Here is a 23,228-nt window from a genome sequence, read left to right on the forward strand (position 1 = left end):
TCCAGCCGCTCCCGACATCGCTCCGGTGACAGTTTCGCTTTGCAGCTAAGGTGACGTTTCAGCTTTGCGTTTACACTCAGTGCAGTCGGGTGGATTCAAGTTGGAACTGCGACTTTGTCGTAAGATCAATGTCTTGCACAAAGGAGGAGTTCGCATGCCAGCCCCTTACCTGCATATCGGCCTCGACGAGCGGCGCAAGATCGCGCGCTGGCGTGAGGCAAAGGTGCCTGCGACCGAGATCGCAGCGCGGCTTGGCCGTCACCGCTCGACGATCTTCCGCGAGCTGCGGCGCAACCATTTCCATGATGCCGAGTTGCGCCACATCTCCGGCTATTACGCTGCCAATGCGCAGGCGATGGCCGAGGCCCGGCGTGCCAATCAGCGCAAGCTGATCCGCGATCCCGCGCTGCGCACCGCGGTCGTGGACCGGTTGCATGCGGGCTGGACACCCGAACAGATCGCCGGCCGCCTGAAGGTCGAACAGGCGCCGCAGCGCGTCAGCCACGAGACGATCTATCAATACGTCTATTCGAAGGACGGTCAGGCGATCGCGCTCTGGCGCCACCTCCCCGACCACCGCCGCAAGCGCCGCGGCCGAGGCCGGCGCAAGCCCCAACGTATTAGGTTTGCTGACGAAATCTCCATCCGGCACCGCCCGGCCGAGGTCACGGCGCGGACCGTCTTCGGGTCATGGGAATGCGATCTGATTCAGTTCCGCAAGGAGTTCGGCGGCACCAACCTGACCTCGCTGGTCGAGCGCGTCAGCCGGTTCACCGTGCTGATGAAGAATGCCGATCGCCGCTCGCGCCCGGTGATGGACGGGCTGATCGGCAGCCTCTCGCCGCTGCCGGCCCATGCCCGCCGCTCGATCACCTTCGACCGGGGGCTGGAGTTCCTGGCCTGGCCCTATCTGCAGGCCGGCCTTGGCGTCGCGACCTGGTTCTGTGACCCGCAGGCGCCCTGGCAGAAAGGCACGGTCGAGAACACCAACGGCCGGGTCCGCCGTTGGCTGCCGCGCGAGGTCGATCCGAAGACGCTCACTACCCGGCAGGTCAACGCGATCTGTCAACAGCTGAACGCGACGCCGAGAAAGTGCCTCGGCTATCGAACACCCGCCGAGGTCTTCCGCGACAAACTCATGGAAGGTGACACCGCCCTGCCCTAACCTCGCCAGCGACCAAGTCGCCCTTCAGCGTGAAACCACACACGGGTACGCGCTACCCTGAACTCCGACTTTCGATCTGTGACAGGATGTTGCAAACCGAAAGGATATCCTGAATGAAGCGGCGCGACAGCCACCTGACGCTTGCCGACAGGCCCGGATCGAGCGCTGGCGGCGCGGTCGTCATCGCTCCACCGGGTTCCTCGATCTCCGCCGTCCGGCCCTAGCCCGCGTTCCAGCTCTTTGCCAGCATGTAGGCGGCGACGACGAAGATCAGGCAGGCGAAGACAGTGGTGAGCGTGCCGGCCCCGGACAGCCGCCGCGCGGCGGAAGTGCCGACAAGCCCGCCGGCGATGCCGCCCGCGATGAAGACAAGCGCGATGCCCCAGGCGACCAGCCCCGACGCCGCGTAGTTCAGCGCCGTCGTCAGCCCGAAGGCGGTCACGGCGACGAGGCTGGTGCCGACGGCATTGATCATCGGCATGTGGGTCGAGGCCATCAGCCCGGGCACGATCAGGAAGCCCCCGCCGATGCCGAAAAAGCCCGAGAACGTGCCGGTCCCGAGGCCGAAGCCCACGACCTGCGCCGCATTCTCGCGCGAACACTGCGCACCCGGGATCCCCTCGGCCTTGCGGTTCTTCAGCATCAGCGCACCGACGACCAGCATCAGCAGCGCGAAAAGTGACAGCAGCCTGTGCCCGTCGATCGCCTTGCCGATCGTCGAGCCGAGCAGCGCCCCCACCACCCCCGCCCCGGCGTAGATCGCGCCGCAGCGCCACTTGACGGTATGGGCCCGGGCATGGTGGCTGAGGCTTGTCGCCGCATTGACCGCGACCGCCAGCGCCGAGGTGCCGATCGCCACATGCGGGTCGCTCACGCCGACGACATAGACCATCAGCGGCACCGCGAGGATCGAGCCGCCGCCCCCGACAAGGCCAAGCGTCAGCCCGACCAGCCCGCCCGACAGGCCCCCGAGAGCGTAATGCAGCGCGTCGTACATGGGCCTGTCTCCGGTTGCGGTCTGGGCGTCAGCATAGGCCCGGCGGGAGGGTCGCGTCGTGCATGACGCCCGGTCGCCTGAGTGGGATCGCGAGAGGCGGGCCCGGCGCCCGTCCGCTCCCCCGGCGCACGGGACGCGGACCGATCCGGCGCACCGGCATGACGGGGCGTCGCGGCCTGCCGGTCACAGCCCGTTCAGCGGCACCTTCAGGAACCGCTTTCCGGTCTCGTCGGCGGGCGGAAGCTCTCCGCCGCGCATGTTCACCTGCAACGAGGGGATGATCAGCTTCGGCATCGCCAGCTGGGCGTCGCGCTCGGTGCGGAACTTCACGAACTCGTCCTTGGTCCGGCCGCCGCCGACGTGGATGTTGTGCGCCTTCTCCTCGGCCACCGTCGTCTCCCACCGGATGTCGCGGCCGTTCGGGCCGTAGTCGTGGCACATGAACAGCCGGGTGTCGCCCGGCAGCGCGAGCACCTTCTGGATCGAGTCGTAAAGTTCGCCCGCGTCGCCGCCGGGGAAATCCGCCCGGGCCGAGCCGCCGTCGGGCATGAACAGCGTGTCGCCGACGAAGGCCGCGTCGCCCATGACATGGGTCATGCAGGCCGGCGTGTGCCCCGGCGTGTGCATCGCCACGCAGTCCAGCGTGCCGATCCGGTAGCGGTCGCCGTCGTCGAACAGCCGGTCGAACTGCGAGCCGTCGCGCTGGAACTCGGTCCCCTCGTTGAAGATCTTGCCGAAAGTCTCCTGCACGAGGGTGATGTTGCGCCCGATGCCAAGCCTGCCCCCCAGCACGCCCTGGATGTAGGGCGCGGCCGACAGGTGATCGGCATGGACATGCGTCTCGATCAGCCATTCCAGCGTCAGGCCGTGGTCGCGCACGAAGGCGATCATCCGGTCGGCATGGTCGTAGGTGATGCGACCTGCCGCATAGTCCATGTCCATGACGCTGTCGACGATCGCGCAGGACGGCGAGCCCGGATCCTTCACGACGTAGGAGATCGTGTTGGTCGCCGGATCGAAGAAGCCGGTGACCTCGGGTTTCTGGGCGTGATCGGTGGCATAGGACTGGGTCACAGCAGGATACTCCTGTTCAGGCGGAGGGAGGCGTGGGAGAGAGGCGCGGCAGGCGCTTGAGCCCGCGTGCCGCGAGGATGCCGGCCAGCAGCGCCGCGACGAACAGCACGACATCGGGGATGCCGGTGCCCAGCGCGGGAAGCGCCGCACCGGGGCAGAAGCCGGCGATGCCCCAGCCGATGCCGAAAAGCGCCGAGCCGCCGACCAGCGCCGGGTCGATGCGCCGGGTCTCGGGCAGCTGGAAGCGCGGCGCGTAGGCCGGGGCGCGGCGCGCGAGCACGATGCGGTAGCCCGGAATCGCCACGGCAAGCGCCCCGGCCATCACGAAGGCAAGGCTCGGGTCCCATTGCCCGGCGATGTCGAAGAAATTCAACACCTTCGCCGGGTCGATCATCCCCGACACGGCGATGCCGCTTCCGAACACAAGGCCGATCAGCAGGGCGGTCAGCAGGCGCATGTCAGGCTCCGATCAGGTGACGCGTCACGTAGACCGTGACGAAGGCGGTGGCCATGAAGCACAGTGTCGCGATCATCGAGCGGCGCGACAGCCGGGCATTGCCGCAGACGCCGTGCCCCGATGTGCAGCCGCCGCCGAAGCTGACGCCGATGCCGACGATCAGCCCGCCGATGACGATGGCGCCGCGCCCGACCGGAATCGTGATGTCCGGGTGCCAGCCGGTCAGCGCCGCAATCGCGACGGGGGCCGCGATCATGCCCGCGACCAGCGCCGCGCGCAGCCGCCAGTCGGCGCCGTCGCCGCCGCGCATCAGCCCCGACAGGATCCCGGTCGCGCCAAGGATGCGCCCGTGCAGCGCCATCAGCAGCACCGCCGCCAGCCCGATCAGCGCACCGCCCAGCGCAGAGGCCAGCGGCGTGAACCCGGTCGCGACGCTCATTTCCGGCAGGTCCGCAGGCCGAAGGGCAGGTAGGCGGGGCAGAACCTGAACAGGCCCGTCGCCAAGAGGACAAGGCCGATGATCCCCGCGACGACGCCGACCGTGCCCGCAGGCAGCATGCCCCCCAGCGCAAGTGCCAGCAGCCCCGCGCCAAGCACGATGCGCAGGGCGCGGTCGATCCCGCCAACGTTGCAGCCCATGTCCAGACCTCCGATTTGGCATCCGTCCCCGGATGCGACTGACAGGCCCGTTCTACCTGAAGCGGGCGTTGCAGTCTGTGACCTTGGTCACCAAGCCGGAGGACAATCGCCTGTCGCCCGGCGGGCGCCGTTGCCGACGGACCTATCGGAGAGGCGGGTGCTGCGCCAGCGGGGACGGCCCCGCCGGCGCGGCGTCGACGGTCAGCCGAGCAGGCGGACCACCCCCAGCGTCACCACCGGGAACAGGATCAGCAGTGCGATCCGGATGATGTCGCTGACGAGGAAGGGCATCACGCCGCGGAAGCTTTCGGCCATGCGCACGTCCCGGGCCATGCCGTTGATGACGAAGACGTTCATCCCCACCGGCGGCGTGATCAGCCCGACCTCGACCACGACGACCGCAAGGATGCCGAACCAGATCAGCGTGTCCTCGCGCGGCATGCCGAAATCCAGCCCGCCGATGATCGGATAGAAGATCGGGATCGTCAGCAGCAGCATCGACATCGAGTCCATGACGCAGCCAAGCAGCATGTACAAAAGCAGCATCGCCAGCAGCACCAGCATCGGCGACAGCCCCGAGGTCGAGATCATGTTCGCCGCCAGCATCGGCGTCTGGGTCTGGGCGAGGAAGGCGTTGAACGTCTCGGCCCCGAGCAGGATCAGGAAGATCATGCCGGTGGTCCGGGCCGTTCCGCGGATGCACTCGACCAGCCCCGAAAGCCGCATCCCGCCATGCAGCACCGCCAGCACCAGCGTGCCGAAGGCGCCGATCGCCGCGGCCTCGGTCGGGGTGAACCAGCCGCGGTACATGCCGGTGATCACGAGGCCGAAGATCAGGATGATCGACCAGGTCTCGCGCAGGGCGGCCAGTTTCTCCGCCCACGAGGCGCGCGGTGCCGCTGGCCCGGCGCCGGGGTTGCGCCGCACGAAGACCGCGACCGCGATCATGTAGCCGATGGCGGCCAGCACCCCCGGCACGATCGCCGCCATGAACATCTTGGCGATGTTCTGCTCGGCCATCAGCGCGTAAAGCACGAGGATCACCGAGGGCGGGATCAGGATCCCGAGCGTGCCGCCCGCCGCGAGCGAGCCCGTGGACAGAGCGCCCGAGTAGTTGTAGCGCCGCATCTCCGGCAGCGCGACCTGCGCCATGGTGGCCGCTGTGGCCAGCGACGAGCCGCAGATCGCCCCGAAGGCCGCGCAGCCCCCGATCGAGGCCATGGCAAGTCCGCCCGGCCGGTGGCCGAGGAAGGCCGCGGCGGTGCGGAACAGCGCCCGGCTGAGCCCCGCCTTGGTCGCGAACTCGCCCATCAGCACGAACAGCGGGATCACCGACAGCGAATAGGTCGAGAACTGGTAGTAGGTCGAGGTCTTGAGGAACGCGAGCAGCGGCGTCACCCCGGTGTACAGGCCGTAGCCGCCGATGCCGACGCCCAGCATCGCCACCCCGATCGGCACCCGGATCGCCATCAGCGCCAGAAGCACCGCAAATCCCGTCAGCCCGGCGGCGATGCCGGTCATGCCCGCTCTCCCCGGACCGCGGCGCGCAGGTGATGCGCCAGCGTCGCGGTGCAGGTCGCGACCAGAAGCGCCATCGCCGGCAGGATGATGGCAAAGCTCCACCAGACCGGCAGGCGCAGGACCATGGTCTGTTCGTCGTACATCCGCATCTCGACCGCGCCATGCCAGCTGCGCCACAGCAGCAGCGCCGCGAGCGCGAGGTACAGAAGGTCGCCGAGCGCCTCGAGCAGGTGCTGCACCCGGGCCGAGGCGCTGGTGGTGAAGAAGTCGACCACCACGTTGCCGCCCTCCATCTGGCAGATCGGCAGGAAGCAGAAGATCACGATCGCGCTGGCCAGCTCCACAAGTTCGAAATCGCCCGCGATCGGGCGCCCGAGTGTGCCGCGCAGGACCACGCTGGCGACGGTCATCAGCATCATCGCCAGCAGGACCGCGCCGCCGATCCCGGCGAAGACGCGCACTGGCAGCGCCAGCCAGCGGGGGGCGCGCGGGGCGCCCCCTTCGGTCTGGTCGGGAAGGTCGTTCGTCATTGTGGTCCCGTATCCTGCCTTCAGCCCTGCCTGCCTTACGCCCTGCCCGCCGTCAGCCCTGACCGGCCGCGGTGATCATCGCGCGGGCGTCCTCGAGGATCGCCTTGCCGTCCAGGCCCTTGTCGTCCATCGACTTCACCCAGGCATCGATCACCGGCTGCGACGCCGCGTGCCATTCGCCAAGCTCGGCCTCGGGGATCACGGCGACGGTGCCGCCAGCGGCGATGGCGGCGTCACGCTGCGCGGTCTCGGCCGCGTCGAACGCCGGGCCCGCGATCGCGGCGAGGGTCGCGCCGGTGGTCTCGTCGATCACGGCGCGCAGGTCGTCGGGCAGGCTGTCGTACTTGGCCTGGTTCATCACCAGCGCCATGACCGAGGTCGACAGGCCGCCGTCCTCGACGCCGATCTCGGTGTGGTACTTCGCCAGCGATTCCAGCCGGAGCGAGCCGAAGACCTCCCACGGGATCACCGCGCCGCCGATCACGCCGGTGGTCATCGCCTGCGGCACCTCGGGCACCGGCATGCCGACGGCGACGGCGCCGAGCGCGTTCAGCCCGTCGGTCATCGTGCGCGACGGGGCGCGGATCTTCATCCCCGACAGGTCGGCGAGCGTTTCCACCAGCTTGTCGCGGGTGTGGATCTTGTAGGCCGAGGGCGCGTGGATCAGCAGCGGGTGCACCTGCGCAAGTTCCTCGGTCAGGTACTTGGCCTGGAACTGCTGCAGCGCCTCGGTGGTGGCGGTGGCCGAGCCCGCGACGAACGGCAGCTCGAACACTTCCGAGATCGGGAAGCGGCCGGGGGTGTAGCCGAGCAGCGTCCACGAGACGTCGACGATCCCGTCGCGGGCCTGATCGAACAGCTGCGGCGGCTTGCCGCCCAGCTGCATCGCCGGGAAGATCTGCACGGCGATGCGGCCGCCCGATTTCTCCTCGACCATCTGTTTCCAGGGCTCCAGCACGCCCTTCTGGATCGGCGCCTCGGCCGACAGGAAGTGGTGGACGCGCAGCGTCACCTCCTGCGCGGCGGCGGCGGTCAGGCCGGCGATCATCGTGCCCGCGGCCAGCGCGAGCGTCGCGACGGTGGTCTTGAACGGCATCTTCACGGGTCTTTCCTCCTCAGCAGACCTTGTGTTGCGGGCCCCTCCCCGAGGCCCCGCGGGACCTCAGTAGGGCAGCCCCACGTAATTCTCGGCAAAGGCGCGCTTCTGCGCCTCGCTGTCCTTCAGGAAGCCCAGGTCGGCCGCCTGCATCTTCACGTCGAACGGGCTCTGGTCCGGGAAGCGGTGCATCAGCCCGCTGAACCACCACGAGAACCGCTCGGCCTTCCAGATCCGCGCCAGCGCCCGCTCGGAATAGGCGTCGATCCCCGCCTCGCTGCCACTGTCGTAATACTCGGCCAGCGCGCGGTACAGGTAATTTACGTCGGAGGCAGCGGTATTTAGCCCCTTGGCCCCGGTCGGCGGCACGATGTGGGCGGCATCGCCGCACAGGAACAGCCGCCCCCAGCGCATCGGCTCGGTCACGAAGGACCGCAGCGGCGCGATCGACTTCTCGATCGAGGGGCCGGTGACCAGCCGGTCGGCCACCTCGGGCGGCAGGCGGCGCTTCAGCTCTGCCCAGAACGCCTCGTCGCTCCAGTCCTCGACGCGGTCGGTCATCGGGCACTGGATGTAGTAGCGGCTCAGGTGGTCGTTGCGCATCGAGCACAGCGCGAAGCCACGCTCGGAATTGGCATAGATCAGCTCGTCCGCGACCGGCGGCGTCTCGGACAGGATGCCGAGCCAGCCGAAGGGATAGACCTTCTCGTATTCCCGGCGCAGGTGTTCGGGGATCGACTTGCGCGACACGCCGTGGAAGCCGTCGCAGCCGGCGATAAAATCGCAGTCGATGCGCCGTTCGGCCCCGTCGCGGATGTAGGTGACATACGGCGCGGCGGTGTCGGCGCCGTGGATCACGACATCCTCGACCTCGAATTCCGTCCGCAGTCCAGCGGCTTGGCGGGCGTCGTAAAGGTCGCGCGTGACCTCGGTCTGGCCGTAGACCACCACGGCCGATCCGGTCTGTTCGCGAAAGTCGACGCGGAAGCTGGTGCCGTTGTAGACGACGAGCGTTCCGTCATGCTCGTGCCCCTCGGCATGCAGCCGGTCCGCGACGCCGGCTTCCTCCAACAGCTTCACCAGCCCCTGTTCCAGCACGCCGGCGCGGATGCGGCCCAGCACGTAGTCGCGGGTCTTGCGTTCCAGCACCACGGCGTCGATGCCGCGGCGGTGCAGCAGCTGTCCAAGCAGCAGCCCCGACGGACCGCCGCCGATGATGGCGACCTGTGTGCGCATGCTTCCCCCCATGCTCTCCTCGATCCCGAGCTTCACATATTGAAATTGAAAACTGAAATGAGTTATTTGGAATGTTAGTTATCGAAATCGGCAATCATGGACGCGCGGATCAAGCTTCGGCACCTGCAGGCCTTCGTGGCGATCACCCGGCAGCAAAGCCTCAAGCGCGCGGCCGAACAGCTGCGGCTGACGCAGCCCGCGATCTCGCGCACGCTGGCCGAGCTTGAGGACATCCTGGGCGCCCGGCTGCTGTCGCGCGACCGCGGCGGGGTGACGCCGACCGCCGAGGGCGCGTTCTTCTTCAGCTTCGCCGAGGCGAGCCTCGGGGCGCTCGACCGCGGGATCTCCGGCCTTGGCGGGTTCGCGCGCGAGACGGGTCTGCGGGTGCGGATCGGGATGCAGCCCTCGGCCGCCGCGGGGCTTGGCCCCGGGCTGGTGGCCGCGCTGGCGCGGGCCAAGCCCGACCTGCGCCTCGAACTGGTCGAGGGCCCGCATGACGAGCTGCATCGCCGGCTTCGGACCGGAGAGCTGGACCTGCTGGTCGGCAGGCTGGCCGAGCCCGAGCAGATGGGCGACCTGAGTTTCACCCAGCTCTGCACCGAGGAGATCGCCTGCGTGACCCGCGCCGGGCATCCGCTGCTGTCGTCATCCGACCTGCAGCGGCTGGTCGACTGGCCCGTGGTCTATCCGCCGCAGGAGGACGCGATCCGCCCGGCGGTGCGGCGGCTTCTGGTCGGCGCCGGCGTGCCGCTGCCGCCCGACCGGATCGAGACGGCGGCGCCCAGCTTCGGGCTGATGCACGTGCTGGGGGGCGACGCGGTCTGGATCGTTCCGCGCGGGCTGGTGGCGGCGCATCTGGCGGCGGGGAGGCTGGCCGCCCTGCCCTTCGACATGGCCGCGACCGCCGGGCCGGTGGGGATGATGACCCGCGCCGGCGAGGAGACGACGGCCGGGCAGCGGCTGCTGCTGCCGCTTCTGCGGCAGGTCGCGGTGTCGGACTGGCAGGGCCTCGCGTCCCGGGCCTGACGGCCGTCGGCGATCAGCCCGGCGGGCGCCCTGCCCCTGCCCCTGCCTCCTGCCTTCGGGTCCTCGGTTCAGTCCGGGCGCGGTGCCGCGACGCTGCGCCGCTCGACCAGCTCGACGGGCAGCAGCCGGCTGCTGTAGGGCGCCGACGGGTTGGCCATGCGCGCGCGCAGCGCCAGGACGGCGGCGTCGGCCTGCGGCTGGCAGGACTGGCGGATCGTCGTCAGCGCAAGGTGGCTGCCGCTGGCGAACGGCACGTCGTCGAAGCCGACGATCGACATGTCCTCGGGGATCCTCAGGCCGCATTCCGCAAGCCGGTTGATCGCGCCGAAGGCAGAGAAGTCGTTGTCGGCGAAGATCGCCGTCGGCCGCGGCGTCAGGGCCAGCAGCGCGTCGACCGCGCCCCGGCCGCAGGCGAAATCGTGGTCGCCCTCGACCTCGATCGGGGCAAGTCCCGCCACCGCCATCGCCGCGAGATAGCCGCGCTGCCGCTCGGCCGAGCCCGGGGCGATGCCGCCGGTGATGTGCGCGATCCGCCGGTGACCCCGGGCGATCAGGTGTTCGACCGCCTGCCGGGCGCCGTCGGCATTGCGCGCGCCGATGGTGCTCAGGCGCGCGATCTCGACATGCTCGCCGACGTAGACGCAGGGTTGGCGCTGCGCGATCTGGGCGATGGCGGCGGGACGCCGCGGGGTGGCGACCATGATCAGTCCGGCGATGCGCAGTCCGCGCAGCCGCTCGGCCTCGGAGACCGCATCCTCGTCGGTCTGGGCCCTGAGCGACAGAGTCGCCTCCAGCCCGACCCGCGCCAGCGCCGCGTCGAGCGCGTGGGCCATGCGGATCTGGAACGGGTTCAGCGGCTCGCCGATCAGGATGCCGACATTCGTGCCCTGGGCCGAGGCGAGGTGCCGCGCGGCGAGGTTGGGGACATAGCCAAGGCGGTCGGCGGCCTCGCGCACGATCTGGCGGGTGCTTTCCTTCACGCCCGGATCGCCGCGCAGGGCCCGGCTGACCTGTGCCCGCGACAGGCCGGTCGCGCCCGCGACGTCTTCCAAGGTGACGAAGCCCTTGTCCTGCATCTCTCGTCCGGCCCTCCCCGCCGTCAGGCAATCGCGCGCATGTGCGCTTGCGCACATATCGCCCTGTGCCGTCTGCGTCGACCGGTCGGGCGCCCGGGGCTGGGTCTCGGCGGGAAATCGCCGGTCTTCGCCGTCGCCCGTGCGCGCAGAAGGGCCGGCCTTCTCTGACAAACGCATGAGATCGCTCTCGGTATCCCGCAATCGGATTGTCGCGCCGCGTGGCAGGTCGGACCGGGAGGTGGCTCCGCGTTGGCATCGGCGACATTCCAACGATGCGCGGGCCCCCTTCGGCGCAGGCCATCGACGCGCTCGAGGCCGCGTTCACGGATGCAGGCATCGACAGCTTCGAGGCGATCCGCGATGCGGCCGCGCTGGAAGATCCTCGAGACCTTGCGCTTGAACACCAGCGTCAATTCGACCGTGGCAATCGCACCGTCCCCGATCCGAACGAACCCCGGGCCCCGCCCTTCGACACCGAGGGCTTCGTCGTCCCCGAGCGGCCGATGCCTCATGACGCCGACCCGCGTGCTGGCAGGCGTGTGCAGCGCCCGCACCGCCTTGCCTGACGGCGATCCGGCCCGCCGCAGCTGCGACGATGTCGAGGGCGGCGGGCTGCCGTAGGACGCGGCCTGCGCCAGCGGCCACCAGCCTGACGGCACCGGCAGCGCCGAGGGCTGCTATCCGTCGTCGATTGCCTCGTGCGCCACCGGGGCCCGAGACCGAACAACCTGATGATGACAGTACTGGACGGCGTGCACCGCAGCTGGGCGGGCGCCAGCGCCGAGATGCCGGGCTTCGTCGGGACATGGCCGACGCGCAGGTCGCCAGCCAAGTGGCGACCCGCTTCCGGCAATCCGCAGGCTGCCGCCTCGGTCGCGATTGTGGCCTCGACAGTGGAAGAACTGCGCGCCGGCGGGCCGGTCAGACGCTCTCGGGCGTCACGATCTCGAACGGCAGGATCCGCTGCAGGGTCGCCGCAGGCCCCTCGGCGCGCAGGACGTCGATCATCGTCTGCACCAGCAGCGCCGAGGTCGCGTCCAGCGGATGGCACAGCGCCGCGGTGATCAGCCCCTCGGACAGGCCCTTGCGGGTCTCGGGGCCGATGTCGCGGCAGATCACCCGGATCTCGCGCCGCCGCGCCTCGGGGATCTCGCGCAGCGCGCGCAGCACGCCCGAGATGCCGCCGCCGAAGATCAGGATCGCCGCGAGGTCCTCATGCCGTGCCGCCAGGTCCTTGACCATGCGGTAGGCCTCGCTCGCCTCCTCGTTGGTCGGGCGCGCCTCCTCGACGATCAGATGCGGCGCGTGTTCGCGGACATAGGCGCGGAAACTGGCATCGGCGACGTCCTGGCAGAGGTACCGGAAATTGCCGAGAAACACCGCGACCCGCCCCGGCCCGTGCGTCATCCGCGTCACGAGATAGGCGGCGGTGCGGCCCATCTTCCAGTTGTTCATGCCGACGAAGGCCGCCCGCTCGGGGGCCGACTGGTCGGTGATGTAGGTCACGACCGGCGTGCGCGCCTCGTGCAGGTCGCGAATCGCGTTGCCGATGACGGGATGATCCGCGGCGATCACCGCCACCGCGTCGCATTCGCGGCCCAGCGCGCGCAGCCGCGCGGCGATGTTCTCGGGGGTCAGCAGGTCGACGAAATCCACCAGCGGCTCGATCACCTCGTCCTTCCGCGCCCGGCTCGCCTCGACGATCTTGCGCGCGAACAGCTGGTAAAGCTCGCGGCTCGACTGCTGCAGCAGGAAGCCGAGGCGATAGTGGGGCGTCGTCTTGCGCAGCCGGTCCTCGATGGCGCCGACTCCATAGAAACCAATCTTTTCGGCCGCCGCCTGCACGCGCTGGATCGTCGCCCCGCGGACCGAGGCGCCGCCCCCGAGGATCCGGTTCACGGTCGAAACCGAGACCCCCGCCTCTGCCGCGAGATCCGAGATCGTGGGTCGATTCATGTCGGGGTTCCTCCTCCTCGCCGTGTCATCATGAATGACATTCTTTGAGACAATTGCAACGATCCATCTTCGCGGAGATTTCAAAACCCTCCCGGATTCGGTAGCAGATGTTGCGTGAGGCATCCCTGTGGGAGCGGGGATGCGGAGGAGGAAACGGATATGACGATCAAGAGCAGGCTCGCCACCACCGCGATGGTGGCGCTTGTCGGGGCGTGGGCCGCCGGCAGCGCGATGGCCGCGAACATCTTCGTGATCGGCGGCAAGCCGGACGATCCCTTCTGGTCGATCGTCAAGCGCGGCGCCGAGGATGCCGGCATGGTCGCCGAGGCGCAGGGCGGATCGGTCACCTGGCTGGGGCCGCAGAACTACGACAACCTGGGCGTCGACGCGGCCGAGCTGATCCGCCAGGCGATCGACCAGGGCGCAGACGCCATCGTCGGCCCCGACTGGGTGCCCGAGGCGATGGACCCCGCCTTCCAGGCCGTGGTCGCCAAGAACATCCCGCTGGTGATCTACAACGCCGGCGGTCTGGCCGCGGCGGACCGGCTGGGCGCGATGAACTACGTCGGGTCGGACGACCGCAAGGCCGGCGCCGCGGGCGGCGAGCATCTGGCCAAGCTTGGCAACACCAAGGGCGTCTGCGTCAACACCCTGCCCGGCGCCGCCAATGTCGAGCAGTTCTGCGCGGGCTTCGTCGAGGGCATCACCGCCGCGGGCGGCGAGGGTTCGGTCCTGCCGCTGCCGGCGACCTCGTTCGGCTCGGCCACGGCGGTGGCGCAGGCGGTGCGGGCGCACCTGCTGCAACACCCCGAGATCACCGCGATCTTCGCGGTCGGCGACGGCGACTCGGTGTCGGCGCTGTCGGGGATCCAGCAGGCCGGCAAGACCGGCAAGGTCGCCGTCTGCGGCATCAACTTCAACGAGACCGTGCTGAACGCCATCAAGGACGGCACGATGGCCTGCGCCGTCGACCAGCAGGGCTACCTGCAGGGCTATCTCGCGGTGTCGATCCTGAACGCGCGCGTCAATCACGGTCTGAGCGTGCCGACGCGCGAGATCCTGACCGGCCCCGGCATCATCGACAGCTCCAACGTCGATGCCACGATCGCCGGCGTGAAGGCCGGCACGCGCTGAGCCGCACCGGCCTGGCGTGACCGGATCGCCCGCCCCGCGGCGGCGCGGGCGATCCCCACGACACACCACACGCGAAACGCTGCTTCAGGGAGGACGCATGGTCGCCGTCACACCTACCCAACCCGCCGTCGCGAACGGCGGCAGCCCCGCCCCGGCCCGGTCGCTGGGGGCGCTGATCCGCCGCCCGGAAACGGGCTCGGTCCTCGGGCTTCTGGCAGTGTTCTGCCTGTTCACCATCGCCTCGGGCGCGATCTTCGTCTCGCCCGCGGGCTTCGCGAGCTGGCTCAACGTCGCGGCGGAGATCGGCATCGTCGCGATCCCGATCGGCCTGCTGATGATCGCCGGCGAGCTGGACCTGTCGGTCGGCGCGGTGATCCCCGCGGCCTCGCTCACCTTCGCGATCCTGTGCGGCTATTACGGCCTGCCCGAGATCGTCGGCATCGCCGCCGCGCTGGGCGTGGGCCTGGCCGTGGGCGCGGTGAACGCGGCGCTGGTGCTGCGCACCGGGCTGCCGTCGCTGATCGTGACCATCGCGACGATGTTCGCGGTGATGGGCCTGACGCTGGGCCTGTCGGTGGCGCTGACCGGCTCGACCTCGACCAACGTGGTGCCGGGACCGTTCTGGAAGGCGGCGATGGGCACCTTCATCGGCGGCATGTTCCAGGTGACCATCTTCTGGTGGCTGGGCTTTGCGCTGGTGATCGGGTTCCTGCTGCACTTCACCCCCTTCGGCAACTGGATCTATGCCATGGGCGGCGACAAGGTCAGCGCCCGCAACGCCGGCATCCCGACCGCGCCGCTGACGGTCAAGCTGTTCATGCTCTCGGGCGGGGCCGCGGCCTTCGTCGGCATCAGCCAGGCGATGGTCTACCAGAGCGCGCAGGTCCAGGGCGGGCAGGCCTTCATCTTCAACTCGATCATGTGCGTGGTCATCGGCGGGGTGCTGCTGACCGGCGGCTTCGGGTCGGTGGCGGGGATCGTGCTGGGCACCATCACCTTCGCGATGGTCAACCAGGGCATCTACTTCACCAGCTTCGACCCGAACCTCGGCTCGGTCATCATCGGGGCGCTGCTGCTGCTGGCGGTGCTGATGAACGACACCTTCCGCCAGCTCGCGCTGTCCTACACCAAGAAGAAAGGCTGAGACGATGTACGACCTCCTCGTCGGAAGCATTCTCAGGCGCCCCGAGGCCGGGGCCCTGTTCAGCCTGGTCGCGGTGGTGGCGTTCTTCGTGGTCTTCGGTGGCGTCGACCTCGGCACGCTGTTCGGCGCCGCCAGCTGGGTGAACTTCGCCGCCAACCTCGGCATCGTCGCGATCCCGGTCGGGCTGCTGATGATCGCGGGCGAACTCGACATCTCGATCGGCGCGATGATCCCGGCCGGGTCGATGACGATCTCGATCCTGTCGGGCCACTACGGCCTGCCGATCGAGATCGGCATCCTCGCCACCCTCGGCCTCGGCGTCTGCGTCGGGCTGGTGAACGGGATCCTGACCGTGCGCACCTCGGTGCCCTCGCTGATCATCACGCTGGCGACGCTGGTCGCGATGCAGGGGATCGTGCTGTCGGCTTCGGTGCTGCTCACGGGCAAGGCCTCGGTGCCGCTCGCGGCGCCGGTCTGGGCCAAGACGATCTTCGGCCAACTGATCGGCGGCTCGTTCCAGGTGATCATCATCTGGTGGCTGGCGATCACCGTCATCGCCTGGGCTGTCGTGCACCACTCGCGCTTCGGCAACTGGCTGTTCGCCATGGGCGGCGACAAGGTCAGCGCCCGCAACGCCGGGATCCCCACCACGAAGATGACGATCTGGCTGTTCGTCCTGTCGGCCACGGCGGCGACCTTCGTGGGGATGTGCGGCGCGATCCTGTTCAACTCGGCCCAGGTCTCGGGCGGGATGAACTACATCTTCAACGCCATCGTCTCGGTGGTGGTGGGGGGTGTGCTGCTGACCGGCGGCTTCGGATCCATCACCGGGATCTTCGTCGGCACCCTGACCTTCGCCATCGTGAGCCAGGGCATCTACTTCACCCAGATCGACCGCAACTGGTCGAGCCTGATCATCGGCGCCACGCTTCTGTTCGCCGTGCTGATGAACAACAGCTTCCGCTCGCTGGCGCTGGATTACGCACCGCGCCGCAAGCGCCCTTCCAAAGCGTGAGGATCATCCCATGACCGCACCGGTTCTGGAACTTCGCAACGTCAACAAGTCCTTCGGGCCGATCGACGTTCTGCACGACATCAACCTTTCGGTCCGCGCCGGCGAAGTGCTGTGCCTGCTGGGCGACAACGGCGCCGGCAAGTCGACGCTGATCAAGACGCTCGCCGGCGTGCACAGGCCGACCTCCGGCGCGATGCTGATGGATGGCGAGGCCGTGGCCTTCGCCAAGCCCAAGGACGCGGCCGACCGCGGCATCGCCACGGTGCACCAGTTCGGCGGCACCTTCCCGCTGATGACCATCGGGCGCAGCTTCTTCGTCGGCTGCGAGCCGACCAAGCGCATCGGCCCCTTCAAGGTCTTCGACCGCAAGACCGCGAACGAGACCGCGGTGCGCGCGGTGCAGGAATTCGGCATCACCCGGATCGACGACGGCGACCGGCTGATCGGCGGCCTTTCGGGCGGCGAGCGCCAGTCGCTGGCGATCGCCCGCGCGGTGCACTTCGGTGCGCGCGTGCTGATCCTCGACGAGCCGACGGCGGCGCTTGGCGTCAAGCAGGCCAGCCACGTGCTGCGCATCGTGCTCGAGGCCAAGAAGCGCGGCATCGCGGTGATCTTCATCACCCACCAGGTGACCCATGCGATGGCCGTGGGCGACCAGTTCGCGGTGCTGATCCGCGGGGCCGTCGCCGCCAACTTCCGCCGCGGCGAGAAGAGCCGCGAGGAGATCACCGACCTCATGGCCGGTGGCGAGGCGCTCGCCGATCTCGATGCCGCGATGGAGGGCTACATGCAGACCCACGACGGCCACCCGCCGCAATCGGCCTCGCGCGCCACCGTCGCCTGACGGTCGCCACCGCCGAAGACAGACCCCCGGTGCGCCCCGCGCGGCCACCGGACCGGACGACGCATCCTTCCGGGAGGAGGACCAAAGACCATGAAGATCGCACTCGACCCGTTCATGCACCGACACCTGAGCCTTGAACAGCTGCCCTCGAAGGTGGCCGAGCTTGGCTACGAGTGGATCGAGCTCAGCCCCCGCGCCGACTTCCTCGAATGGTTCAAGGCGCCGCGCGTCTTCCCCGAACGGGTGAAGAGCTTCAAGAAGGCGCTGTCGGACGCCAACGTGGGCATCTCGTCGCTCTTGCCGATGTACCGCTGGGCCTCGAACGACGAGGCCGAGCGCCAGGCGGCCGTGCGCCACTGGAAGCGCGCGATCGAGATCGCGGTCGAACTGGGCGTCGACACGATGAACTCGGAATTCGGCCGCGGCCCGCACCCGGACAAGGGCGGCTGCTACTGCTGCCACACCGGCAGCATGATCGAGACCTGCGAGGACGCCTGGTGGCGCTCGATGGAAGAGCTGGTGCCGATCGTCGAGCGCGAGGGCATCATGCTGCACATCGAGCCCCACCCCGAGGACTGGGTCGAGCAGCTGCAGCCGGCGGTCGACATCATCCGCACGGTGAACTCGAAGAACGTCAAGTTCCTGTACTGCGCGCCGCACACCTACTACTTCGGCGACGACACCAAGGCGATGCTGCGCGAATGCGCCGACGTGCTGGCCCATGTCCACGTGGCCGACACGTTCAACCACAAGGCCAGCTCGGGCCTGCGCTACATCCTGAACCCGCCCGGCACCCAGGCCCGCATCCACCAGCATCTCGACATCGGCCAGGGCGAGGTCCCGTGGGACGACTTCTTCGGCACCCTCGCCGAGATCGGCTTCGACGGGATCATGACCGCCTGCGTCTTCGCCTGGGAAGACCGGATGGACGCCTCGGGCAAGTTCATGCGCTCGGAGATCCAGCGCTATCTCGACAAGCATTTCAAGTGAGGTCGGACACATGACTTTGAACGTCGGAGTAATCGGGACCGGCATGATCGGTCAGGACCACATCCGCCGCCTGACGCAGGTGCTGTCGGGCGTCGCCGTCACGGGCGTGACCGACATCGACGCCGCCCGTGCCACCGCCGCCGCTCCGAAGGGCGCGACGGTCTTCGCCACCCCGGCCGAGCTGATCCGCTCGGACAAGGTGGACGCGGTGGTGATCTGCTCGTGGGGCCCCGCGCACGAGGAACAGCTGCTGGACTGCATCGCCGCCGGCAAGCCGGTGTTCTGCGAGAAGCCGCTGGTCACCTCGGCCGAGGCCGCGCTGCGCGTGATCGACGCCGAGGTCGCCTTCGGGCGGCGGCTGGTGCAGGTGGGCTTCATGCGCCGCTTCGATGCCGACTATCGCCGGCTGAAGGCGGTGCTGGACGGCGGCACGCTGGGGGCACCGCTGATCTACAAGTCGGTGCACCGCAACGCGAGCGTGCCCGCGGGGCTCTACACCTCGGACATGCCGCTCAACGACACGCTGGTGCATGACGCGGACATCTCGCGCTGGCTTCTCGACGACGAGATCGCCGCCGTGGAAGTCCGCCTGCCGCGCCGGTCGCGTCAGGGTGGCGAGCTGCGCGACCCGCATCTGGTGATGCTGCACATGGCCGGCGGCGCGATCGTCGATGTCGAGATCTCGGTCAATATCGCCTACGGCTACGACATCCGCGGCGAGGCCTCGTGCGAGAAGGGCATCGCCGCGCTGCCGAACCGCCCCGCGACCGTCGTGACCGACGCCCATGGCATCCGCCAGGCGATCCCCGAGGACTGGCGCGAGCGCTTCATCGAGGCCTACGACCAAGAATTCCGCGAATGGATCGTCGCGGCGGGCGCCGGCACCGCGACCGGACCGTCCACCTGGGACGGCTATGCCGCGACGCTCGTGGGCGACGCGGCACTGCGCGCGGTCGCCAGCGGCGCGCGTGAACCCATCGCCATGCGCGACAAGCCGGCGCTTTACGCCGCGCCGGTCCGCAAGGCCGCCTGATCGGAGACCGGGACGATGAAACTTTCGATCTGCACCGACGTGATGGGCGCCCTGCCCTTCACCGAGATGCTCGACAAATGCGTGGCGCTCGGCGTCGAGGGCATCGAGATGACCGGCGGCGGCTGGTCGCCGGCCCCGCATTTCCGGGCCGAGACGCTGCTGGCCGACAAGGCGCTTCTCAAGTCGCGCTTGGCCGAGATCGAGGCCCGGGGCCTCAAGATCGCGGCACTGAACTGCTCGGCCAACCCGCTGGACCCGGGCGCGATGGGCACGCGCCACCGCAAGGAGATGGAGGACACGATCCGCCTTGCCGGCGAGATCGGCGTGACCAAGATCGTCACCATGTCGGGCCTGCCCGAGGCCGCGCCCGGCGACACGGTGCCGAACTGGCTGGTCTACACCAAGTCCTGGCCCGCCGAGATGCCCGAGCGCGACCGCTACCAGTGGGAAGACCGCGCCTTCCCGCTGTGGCACGACCTCGTGGCCCATGCGACCGCTTCGGGCGTCGAGAAGATCGCGTTGGAAAACTTCTCGGCCATGCTGGTCTGGAACCCGGAAACGCTGTTCCGGCTGCGCAACGAGGTCGGCCCGATGGTCGGCATGAACCTCGACCCCTCGCACCTGTTCTGGAAGGGCGCCTGCCCGATCGCGGTCGCCCGCGCGCTCGGCCCCGCCATCCACCATGTCCACGGCAAGGACACGCGGATCGAACGCGGCCTCGCCGACGTCAACGGCCTGCTGGAACTGAAGGAGGTCACCGACGTCGCCAACCGGTCCTGGAACTACGTCGCCGTCGGCGCCGGCCACGACCTGCAGTGGTGGAAGGAGTTCTTCTCGGTCGTGGGCATGATGGGCTACGACGGCTGGGTTTCGCTGGAGATGGAGGATTTCACCATGTCCACCGAGGCCGGCATCCAGTCCTCGATCGACGCCCTCAAGGCGACGATCATTCGCTGAAGGGGGTCGGGGGATGCGCATCGGGGTCGTCGGTTACGGGACGGGAGGGCGGCATTTCCACGTGCCGTTCATCCAGGCCGCGCGCGGGGTGACGCTGGCAGGCGTCGTCGCGCGGGCCCCCGCGACCGTGGCCGCGGTCCGCGCCGACCTGCCCGGCACCGCGGTCTTTTCCAGCCTGACCGAGATGCTGGCCGCAGGGACCTGCGACGCGGTGACGATCACCACCCCGCCGCAGACCCGTGACGCGCTGGTGCGCGAGGCGCTGGCGGCGGGCGTGGCGGTGATCGCCGACAAGCCCTTCGCCCCCTCGGCCGCCGCCGGGCGGTCGCTGGCGGCGGCGGCGGCGGAAGCGGGCGTCCTGCTTGGCGTCTATCACAACCGGCGCTGGGACGCGGACATCCGCACCCTGCGCCGGCTGATGGACGCGGGCGCGGCGGGCACCCCCTGGCGGCTGCACAGCCGGATGGACTTCGACGATCCGGCGACGCTCGAGGCCGGGCCGACCGGGGGGCTCCTGCGCGACCTCGGCGCGCATGTCGTCGACCAGGCGCTGTGGCTGATGGGGCCGGCGGTGTCGGTCGATGCGCAGCTCGACATGGTGGATCTGCCCGAGGGGCGGACGGATGCGGGCTTCACCCTGACGATCCTGCATGCCTCGGGCGCGCACAGCCATATCGCGGCCAGCAAGCTCAACCGCCTGCACTGCCGGGAACTGCGGCTCTACGGCGCGGCCGGGTCCTACGTCGCGCAATCGAGCGACGTGCAGGCGCAGGCGATCTTCGCCGGGGCGCGGCCCGCCGACGACCCCGCCGGCTGGGGCCGCGAACCCGAGACCTGCTGGGGCACGCTCTCGACCGCCGACGGCCGGATCCGCGTGCCGTCCGAGGCCGGGGCCTACCACGCCTATTACGAGGGCTTCGCCGCCGCGCTGCGCGACGGCACCCCCCCGCCCGTGACCACCGACGAGGCGATCGCGACGCTTGCCGTGCTGGACGCCGCGCGGATCAGCGCCACCGAGCGCCGCCGCGTCGCGCTGACCGAGATCGAGGAGGCCTGAGATGTACAAGTTCATCATCACCATCGACTGCCAGCCCGGCACCCGCGCCCGCATCCTCGAGCGCGCGCCCGCGGCGCAGGCCGCGACCCGGGCCGAGCCGGGCTGCCTCGCCTACGACTTCTACACCTGCACCGACGATCCCGACCGGCTGGTCTTCGTCGAGAGCTGGCGCGACGAGGCCGCGCATGCCGTCCACATGGAGCAGGCGCACACCACGGCCTTCATCGCCTTCCACGAGCAGTTCCACCGCAGCCTGACCTTCGAGACGGTCAACGCCGCCACCGCCTGACCACTGACCCGCCGCCCGGATCGGGCCGGCAAGCCGAAGACCCCGGGGAGGATCCCATGACGAAGACACTGGACGTGATCACCATCGGCCGCGCGGGCGTCGACCTTTACGGCGCGCAGATCGGCGGCCGGCTCGAGGACATGGGATCGTTCGACAAGTACATCGGCGGCTCGCCCACCAACATGGCCTGCGGCACCGCGCGGCTGGGGATGAAGTCGGCGCTGATCACCCGCGTCGGCGACGAGCACATGGGCCGCTTCATCCGCGAGGAGCTGGTGCGCCACGGCGTCGACGTGCGCGGCGTGACGACCGACCCCGAGCGGCTGACCGCGCTGGTGATCCTGGGCATCCGTGATCAGTCGCAGTTCCCGCTGATCTTCTACCGCGAGAATTGCGCCGACATGGCGCTGTGCGAGGCCGACATCGACGAGGGCTTCGTCGCCTCGGCCCGCGCCGTCGTGGCCACCGGCACCCACCTCAGCCACCCCGGCCCCCGCGCGGCCGTGCTGAAGGCGCTCGCGATCGCGAAGGCCTCGGGCGGGCAGACCGCGCTCGACATCGACTACCGCCCGAACCTCTGGGGCGTCGCCGGCCATGGCGACGGCGAGAGCCGCTTCGTCGAAAGCGCCCGCGTCACCGCTTCGCTGCAAGAGACGCTGCCGCTCTTCGACCTGATCGTCGGCACCGAAGAGGAGTTCCACATCGCCGGCGGCTCGACCGACACGATCGCGGCGCTGCGCGCGGTGCGCGCCGTTTCGGGCGCGACGCTGGTGTGCAAGCGCGGCCCGATGGGCGCCGTGGCCTTCGAGGGCGCGATCCCGGACAGCCTCGACGACGGCCAGACCGGCCCCGGCTTCCCGATCGAGGTCTTCAACGTGCTGGGCGCGGGCGACGGCTTCATGTCGGGCCTGCTGAAGGGCTGGCTTGATGGCGAGGCCTGGCCGGTCGCGCTGAAATACGCCAATGCCTGCGGTGCCTTCGCGGTCAGCCGTCACGGCTGCACCCCCGCCTATCCCAGCTGGGAGGAACTGAAGTTCTTCTTCGCCCGCGGCGTGCAGCGCCCCGACCTGCGCAACGACCCCGAACTTGAGCAGGTGCACTGGGTCTCGAACCGCACCTTCTCGCATGGCGGCGACTGGACGACGCTGCGCACCTTCGCCTTCGACCACCGCCTGCAGCTGGAGGAGATGCCGGGGTACACGCTGGCCAAGGGTGGCGCGTTCAAGTCGCTCTGCCTCGAGGCGGCGCTGAAGGTCCAGGGCGGCCGGCCCGGCTATGGGATCCTGTGCGACAACCGCATCGGCCGCGCGGCGCTGCATGCGGCCTCGGGCTCGGGCCTCTGGATCGGGCGGCCGACGGAATGGCCGGGCTCGCGCCCGATCGCGCTGGAACCCGAGCTTGGCTCCGACTGCGGGTCGCTGAAGGAATGGGCGCGCGAGGATGTGGTGAAGCTTCTGGTCTTCTGCCACCCCGACGACGACGCCGAGACCCGCGCCGCGCAAGAGGCGAAGGTGCTGCAACTTTGGACCGCCGCGCGGCGCAACAACCTAGAATTCCTGCTGGAAATCATCCCCTCGAAGGTGGGCCCGGTCGACGAGACCACCACCGCGACCCTGATCCGGCAGTTCTATGCGGCCGGCATCTATCCCGACTGGTGGAAGCTCGAACCGTTCCGCACCGAGGCCGCCTGGGCCGCCGCCGTCGCCGCGATCGAGGAGAACGACCCCAACACCCGCGGGATCGTGGTCCTGGGCCTCGACGCGCCCGAGGCGGAGCTGGCCGAAAGCTTCGCGCTGGCCGCCCGCCAGCCGCTGGTGCGCGGCTTTGCCGTGGGCCGCACGATCTTCGGCGATGCGGCGCGGGCCTGGATGGCGGGCGCGATGACCGACGAGGCCGCGGTCGCGCAGATGGCCGAGCGGTTTGCCCGGCTCTGCGCGGTCTGGGACGGGGCGCGCGCCAGCGCCGCCCGTGCCGCCGCCTGAACGACGACAG

The 23,228-nt window shown here is 69.5% G+C and carries 24 protein-coding genes; 13 read left to right on the forward strand and 11 right to left on the reverse strand.

Annotated elements, in window-relative coordinates:
• The first annotated feature begins 154 nt into the window (after window positions 1-154).
• The gene (locus V8J39_RS12615) at window positions 155-1,165 is read left to right on the forward strand and encodes an IS30 family transposase (protein ID WP_336461608.1); all 1,011 of its coding nucleotides are present in this window, start codon (window positions 155-157) and stop codon (window positions 1,163-1,165) included.
• Window positions 1,166-1,385: 220 nt separating this feature from the next.
• On the opposite strand, the gene V8J39_RS12620 is transcribed toward V8J39_RS12615, so the two are convergent.
• From V8J39_RS12620 to pobA, 9 genes are all read right to left on the reverse strand, one after another.
• Window positions 1,386-2,162, reverse strand: a complete 777-nt coding sequence (locus V8J39_RS12620) for a sulfite exporter TauE/SafE family protein (RefSeq protein WP_336461274.1) — start codon at window positions 2,160-2,162, stop codon at window positions 1,386-1,388.
• Window positions 2,163-2,345: 183 nt separating this feature from the next.
• Complete coding sequence (locus V8J39_RS12625) at window positions 2,346-3,236, reverse strand: MBL fold metallo-hydrolase (protein ID WP_336461275.1); 891 nt, start codon at window positions 3,234-3,236, stop codon at window positions 2,346-2,348.
• A 16-nt stretch (window positions 3,237-3,252) separates the two neighbouring features.
• Entirely contained in the window at window positions 3,253-3,693 is a 441-nt protein-coding gene (locus V8J39_RS12630; RefSeq protein WP_336461276.1) for a DUF6691 family protein, read from the reverse strand.
• A gap of 1 nt (window position 3,694) precedes the next feature.
• Window positions 3,695-4,132: a YeeE/YedE family protein gene (locus V8J39_RS12635; RefSeq protein WP_336461277.1), complete on the reverse strand. Its 438-nt coding sequence runs from the start codon at window positions 4,130-4,132 to the stop codon at window positions 3,695-3,697.
• Window positions 4,129-4,332, reverse strand: coding sequence for a YgaP family membrane protein (locus tag V8J39_RS12640; RefSeq protein WP_336461278.1), 204 nt, complete (start codon window positions 4,330-4,332; stop codon window positions 4,129-4,131). The genes V8J39_RS12635 and V8J39_RS12640 overlap by 4 nt, the downstream gene beginning before the upstream one ends.
• 201 nt (window positions 4,333-4,533) lie before the next feature.
• A complete protein-coding gene (locus V8J39_RS12645) occupies window positions 4,534-5,853 on the reverse strand; it encodes a TRAP transporter large permease (protein WP_336461279.1) in 1,320 nt (439 codons plus the stop codon).
• The gene (locus V8J39_RS12650; protein ID WP_336461280.1) at window positions 5,850-6,383 is read right to left on the reverse strand and encodes a TRAP transporter small permease; all 534 of its coding nucleotides are present in this window, start codon (window positions 6,381-6,383) and stop codon (window positions 5,850-5,852) included. Before V8J39_RS12650 ends, V8J39_RS12645 begins: the two co-directional genes overlap by 4 nt.
• A gap of 52 nt (window positions 6,384-6,435) precedes the next feature.
• Entirely contained in the window at window positions 6,436-7,479 is a 1,044-nt protein-coding gene (locus tag V8J39_RS12655) for a TRAP transporter substrate-binding protein (RefSeq protein ID WP_336461609.1), read from the reverse strand.
• A 66-nt stretch (window positions 7,480-7,545) separates the two neighbouring features.
• Window positions 7,546-8,715, reverse strand: coding sequence for a 4-hydroxybenzoate 3-monooxygenase (gene pobA / locus V8J39_RS12660; RefSeq protein ID WP_336461281.1), 1,170 nt, complete (start codon window positions 8,713-8,715; stop codon window positions 7,546-7,548).
• Window positions 8,716-8,811: 96 nt separating this feature from the next.
• Between pobA and pcaQ the strand changes: the two genes are divergently transcribed.
• A complete protein-coding gene (pcaQ, locus tag V8J39_RS12665) occupies window positions 8,812-9,741 on the forward strand; it encodes a pca operon transcription factor PcaQ (RefSeq protein WP_336461282.1) in 930 nt (309 codons plus the stop codon).
• Window positions 9,742-9,809: 68 nt separating this feature from the next.
• Here pcaQ and V8J39_RS12670 read toward each other — a convergent pair whose 3' ends face one another.
• The gene (locus tag V8J39_RS12670) at window positions 9,810-10,817 is read right to left on the reverse strand and encodes a LacI family DNA-binding transcriptional regulator (protein ID WP_336461283.1); all 1,008 of its coding nucleotides are present in this window, start codon (window positions 10,815-10,817) and stop codon (window positions 9,810-9,812) included.
• A gap of 272 nt (window positions 10,818-11,089) precedes the next feature.
• Here V8J39_RS12670 and V8J39_RS12675 point away from each other — a divergent pair, with 272 nt between their 5' ends.
• Entirely contained in the window at window positions 11,090-11,383 is a 294-nt protein-coding gene (locus V8J39_RS12675) for a hypothetical protein (protein WP_336461284.1), read from the forward strand.
• A 355-nt stretch (window positions 11,384-11,738) separates the two neighbouring features.
• Here V8J39_RS12675 and V8J39_RS12680 read toward each other — a convergent pair whose 3' ends face one another.
• Window positions 11,739-12,773 carry a LacI family DNA-binding transcriptional regulator gene (locus tag V8J39_RS12680; protein ID WP_336461285.1) on the reverse strand — a complete coding sequence of 345 codons (1,035 nt, stop codon included), beginning with the start codon at window positions 12,771-12,773 and terminating at the stop codon, window positions 11,739-11,741.
• Window positions 12,774-12,932: 159 nt separating this feature from the next.
• Here V8J39_RS12680 and V8J39_RS12685 point away from each other — a divergent pair, with 159 nt between their 5' ends.
• From V8J39_RS12685 to V8J39_RS12730, 10 genes are all read left to right on the forward strand, one after another.
• The gene (locus tag V8J39_RS12685) at window positions 12,933-13,907 is read left to right on the forward strand and encodes a sugar ABC transporter substrate-binding protein (RefSeq protein ID WP_336461286.1); all 975 of its coding nucleotides are present in this window, start codon (window positions 12,933-12,935) and stop codon (window positions 13,905-13,907) included.
• A gap of 97 nt (window positions 13,908-14,004) precedes the next feature.
• Window positions 14,005-15,051 carry an ABC transporter permease gene (locus V8J39_RS12690; RefSeq protein ID WP_336461287.1) on the forward strand — a complete coding sequence of 349 codons (1,047 nt, stop codon included), beginning with the start codon at window positions 14,005-14,007 and terminating at the stop codon, window positions 15,049-15,051.
• Between the two features lie 4 nt (window positions 15,052-15,055).
• Window positions 15,056-16,066, forward strand: coding sequence for an ABC transporter permease (locus V8J39_RS12695; RefSeq protein ID WP_336461288.1), 1,011 nt, complete (start codon window positions 15,056-15,058; stop codon window positions 16,064-16,066).
• Between the two features lie 10 nt (window positions 16,067-16,076).
• The gene (locus V8J39_RS12700; protein ID WP_336461289.1) at window positions 16,077-16,910 is read left to right on the forward strand and encodes an ATP-binding cassette domain-containing protein; all 834 of its coding nucleotides are present in this window, start codon (window positions 16,077-16,079) and stop codon (window positions 16,908-16,910) included.
• Window positions 16,911-17,000: 90 nt separating this feature from the next.
• A complete protein-coding gene (locus tag V8J39_RS12705) occupies window positions 17,001-17,900 on the forward strand; it encodes a sugar phosphate isomerase/epimerase family protein (RefSeq protein ID WP_336461290.1) in 900 nt (299 codons plus the stop codon).
• 10 nt (window positions 17,901-17,910) lie between these two features.
• On the forward strand, window positions 17,911-18,933 hold the full coding sequence (locus tag V8J39_RS12710; RefSeq protein ID WP_336461291.1) for a Gfo/Idh/MocA family oxidoreductase: 1,023 nt from the start codon (window positions 17,911-17,913) through the stop codon (window positions 18,931-18,933).
• A 15-nt stretch (window positions 18,934-18,948) separates the two neighbouring features.
• Complete coding sequence (locus V8J39_RS12715) at window positions 18,949-19,890, forward strand: sugar phosphate isomerase/epimerase family protein (protein WP_336461292.1); 942 nt, start codon at window positions 18,949-18,951, stop codon at window positions 19,888-19,890.
• 13 nt (window positions 19,891-19,903) lie between these two features.
• Window positions 19,904-20,947, forward strand: coding sequence for a Gfo/Idh/MocA family protein (locus V8J39_RS12720; protein ID WP_336461293.1), 1,044 nt, complete (start codon window positions 19,904-19,906; stop codon window positions 20,945-20,947).
• Between the two features lies 1 nt (window position 20,948).
• Window positions 20,949-21,236 (forward strand): putative quinol monooxygenase, encoded by a 288-nt coding sequence (locus V8J39_RS12725; protein ID WP_336461294.1) that lies wholly within the window; start codon window positions 20,949-20,951, stop codon window positions 21,234-21,236.
• A gap of 56 nt (window positions 21,237-21,292) precedes the next feature.
• On the forward strand, window positions 21,293-23,218 hold the full coding sequence (locus V8J39_RS12730) for a bifunctional 5-dehydro-2-deoxygluconokinase/5-dehydro-2-deoxyphosphogluconate aldolase (protein WP_336461295.1): 1,926 nt from the start codon (window positions 21,293-21,295) through the stop codon (window positions 23,216-23,218).
• The last annotated feature ends 10 nt before the right edge of the window (window positions 23,219-23,228 follow it).

The sequence above is a fragment of the Frigidibacter sp. MR17.24 genome (assembly GCF_037095655.1).
GTDB lineage: Bacteria > Pseudomonadota > Alphaproteobacteria > Rhodobacterales > Rhodobacteraceae > Frigidibacter.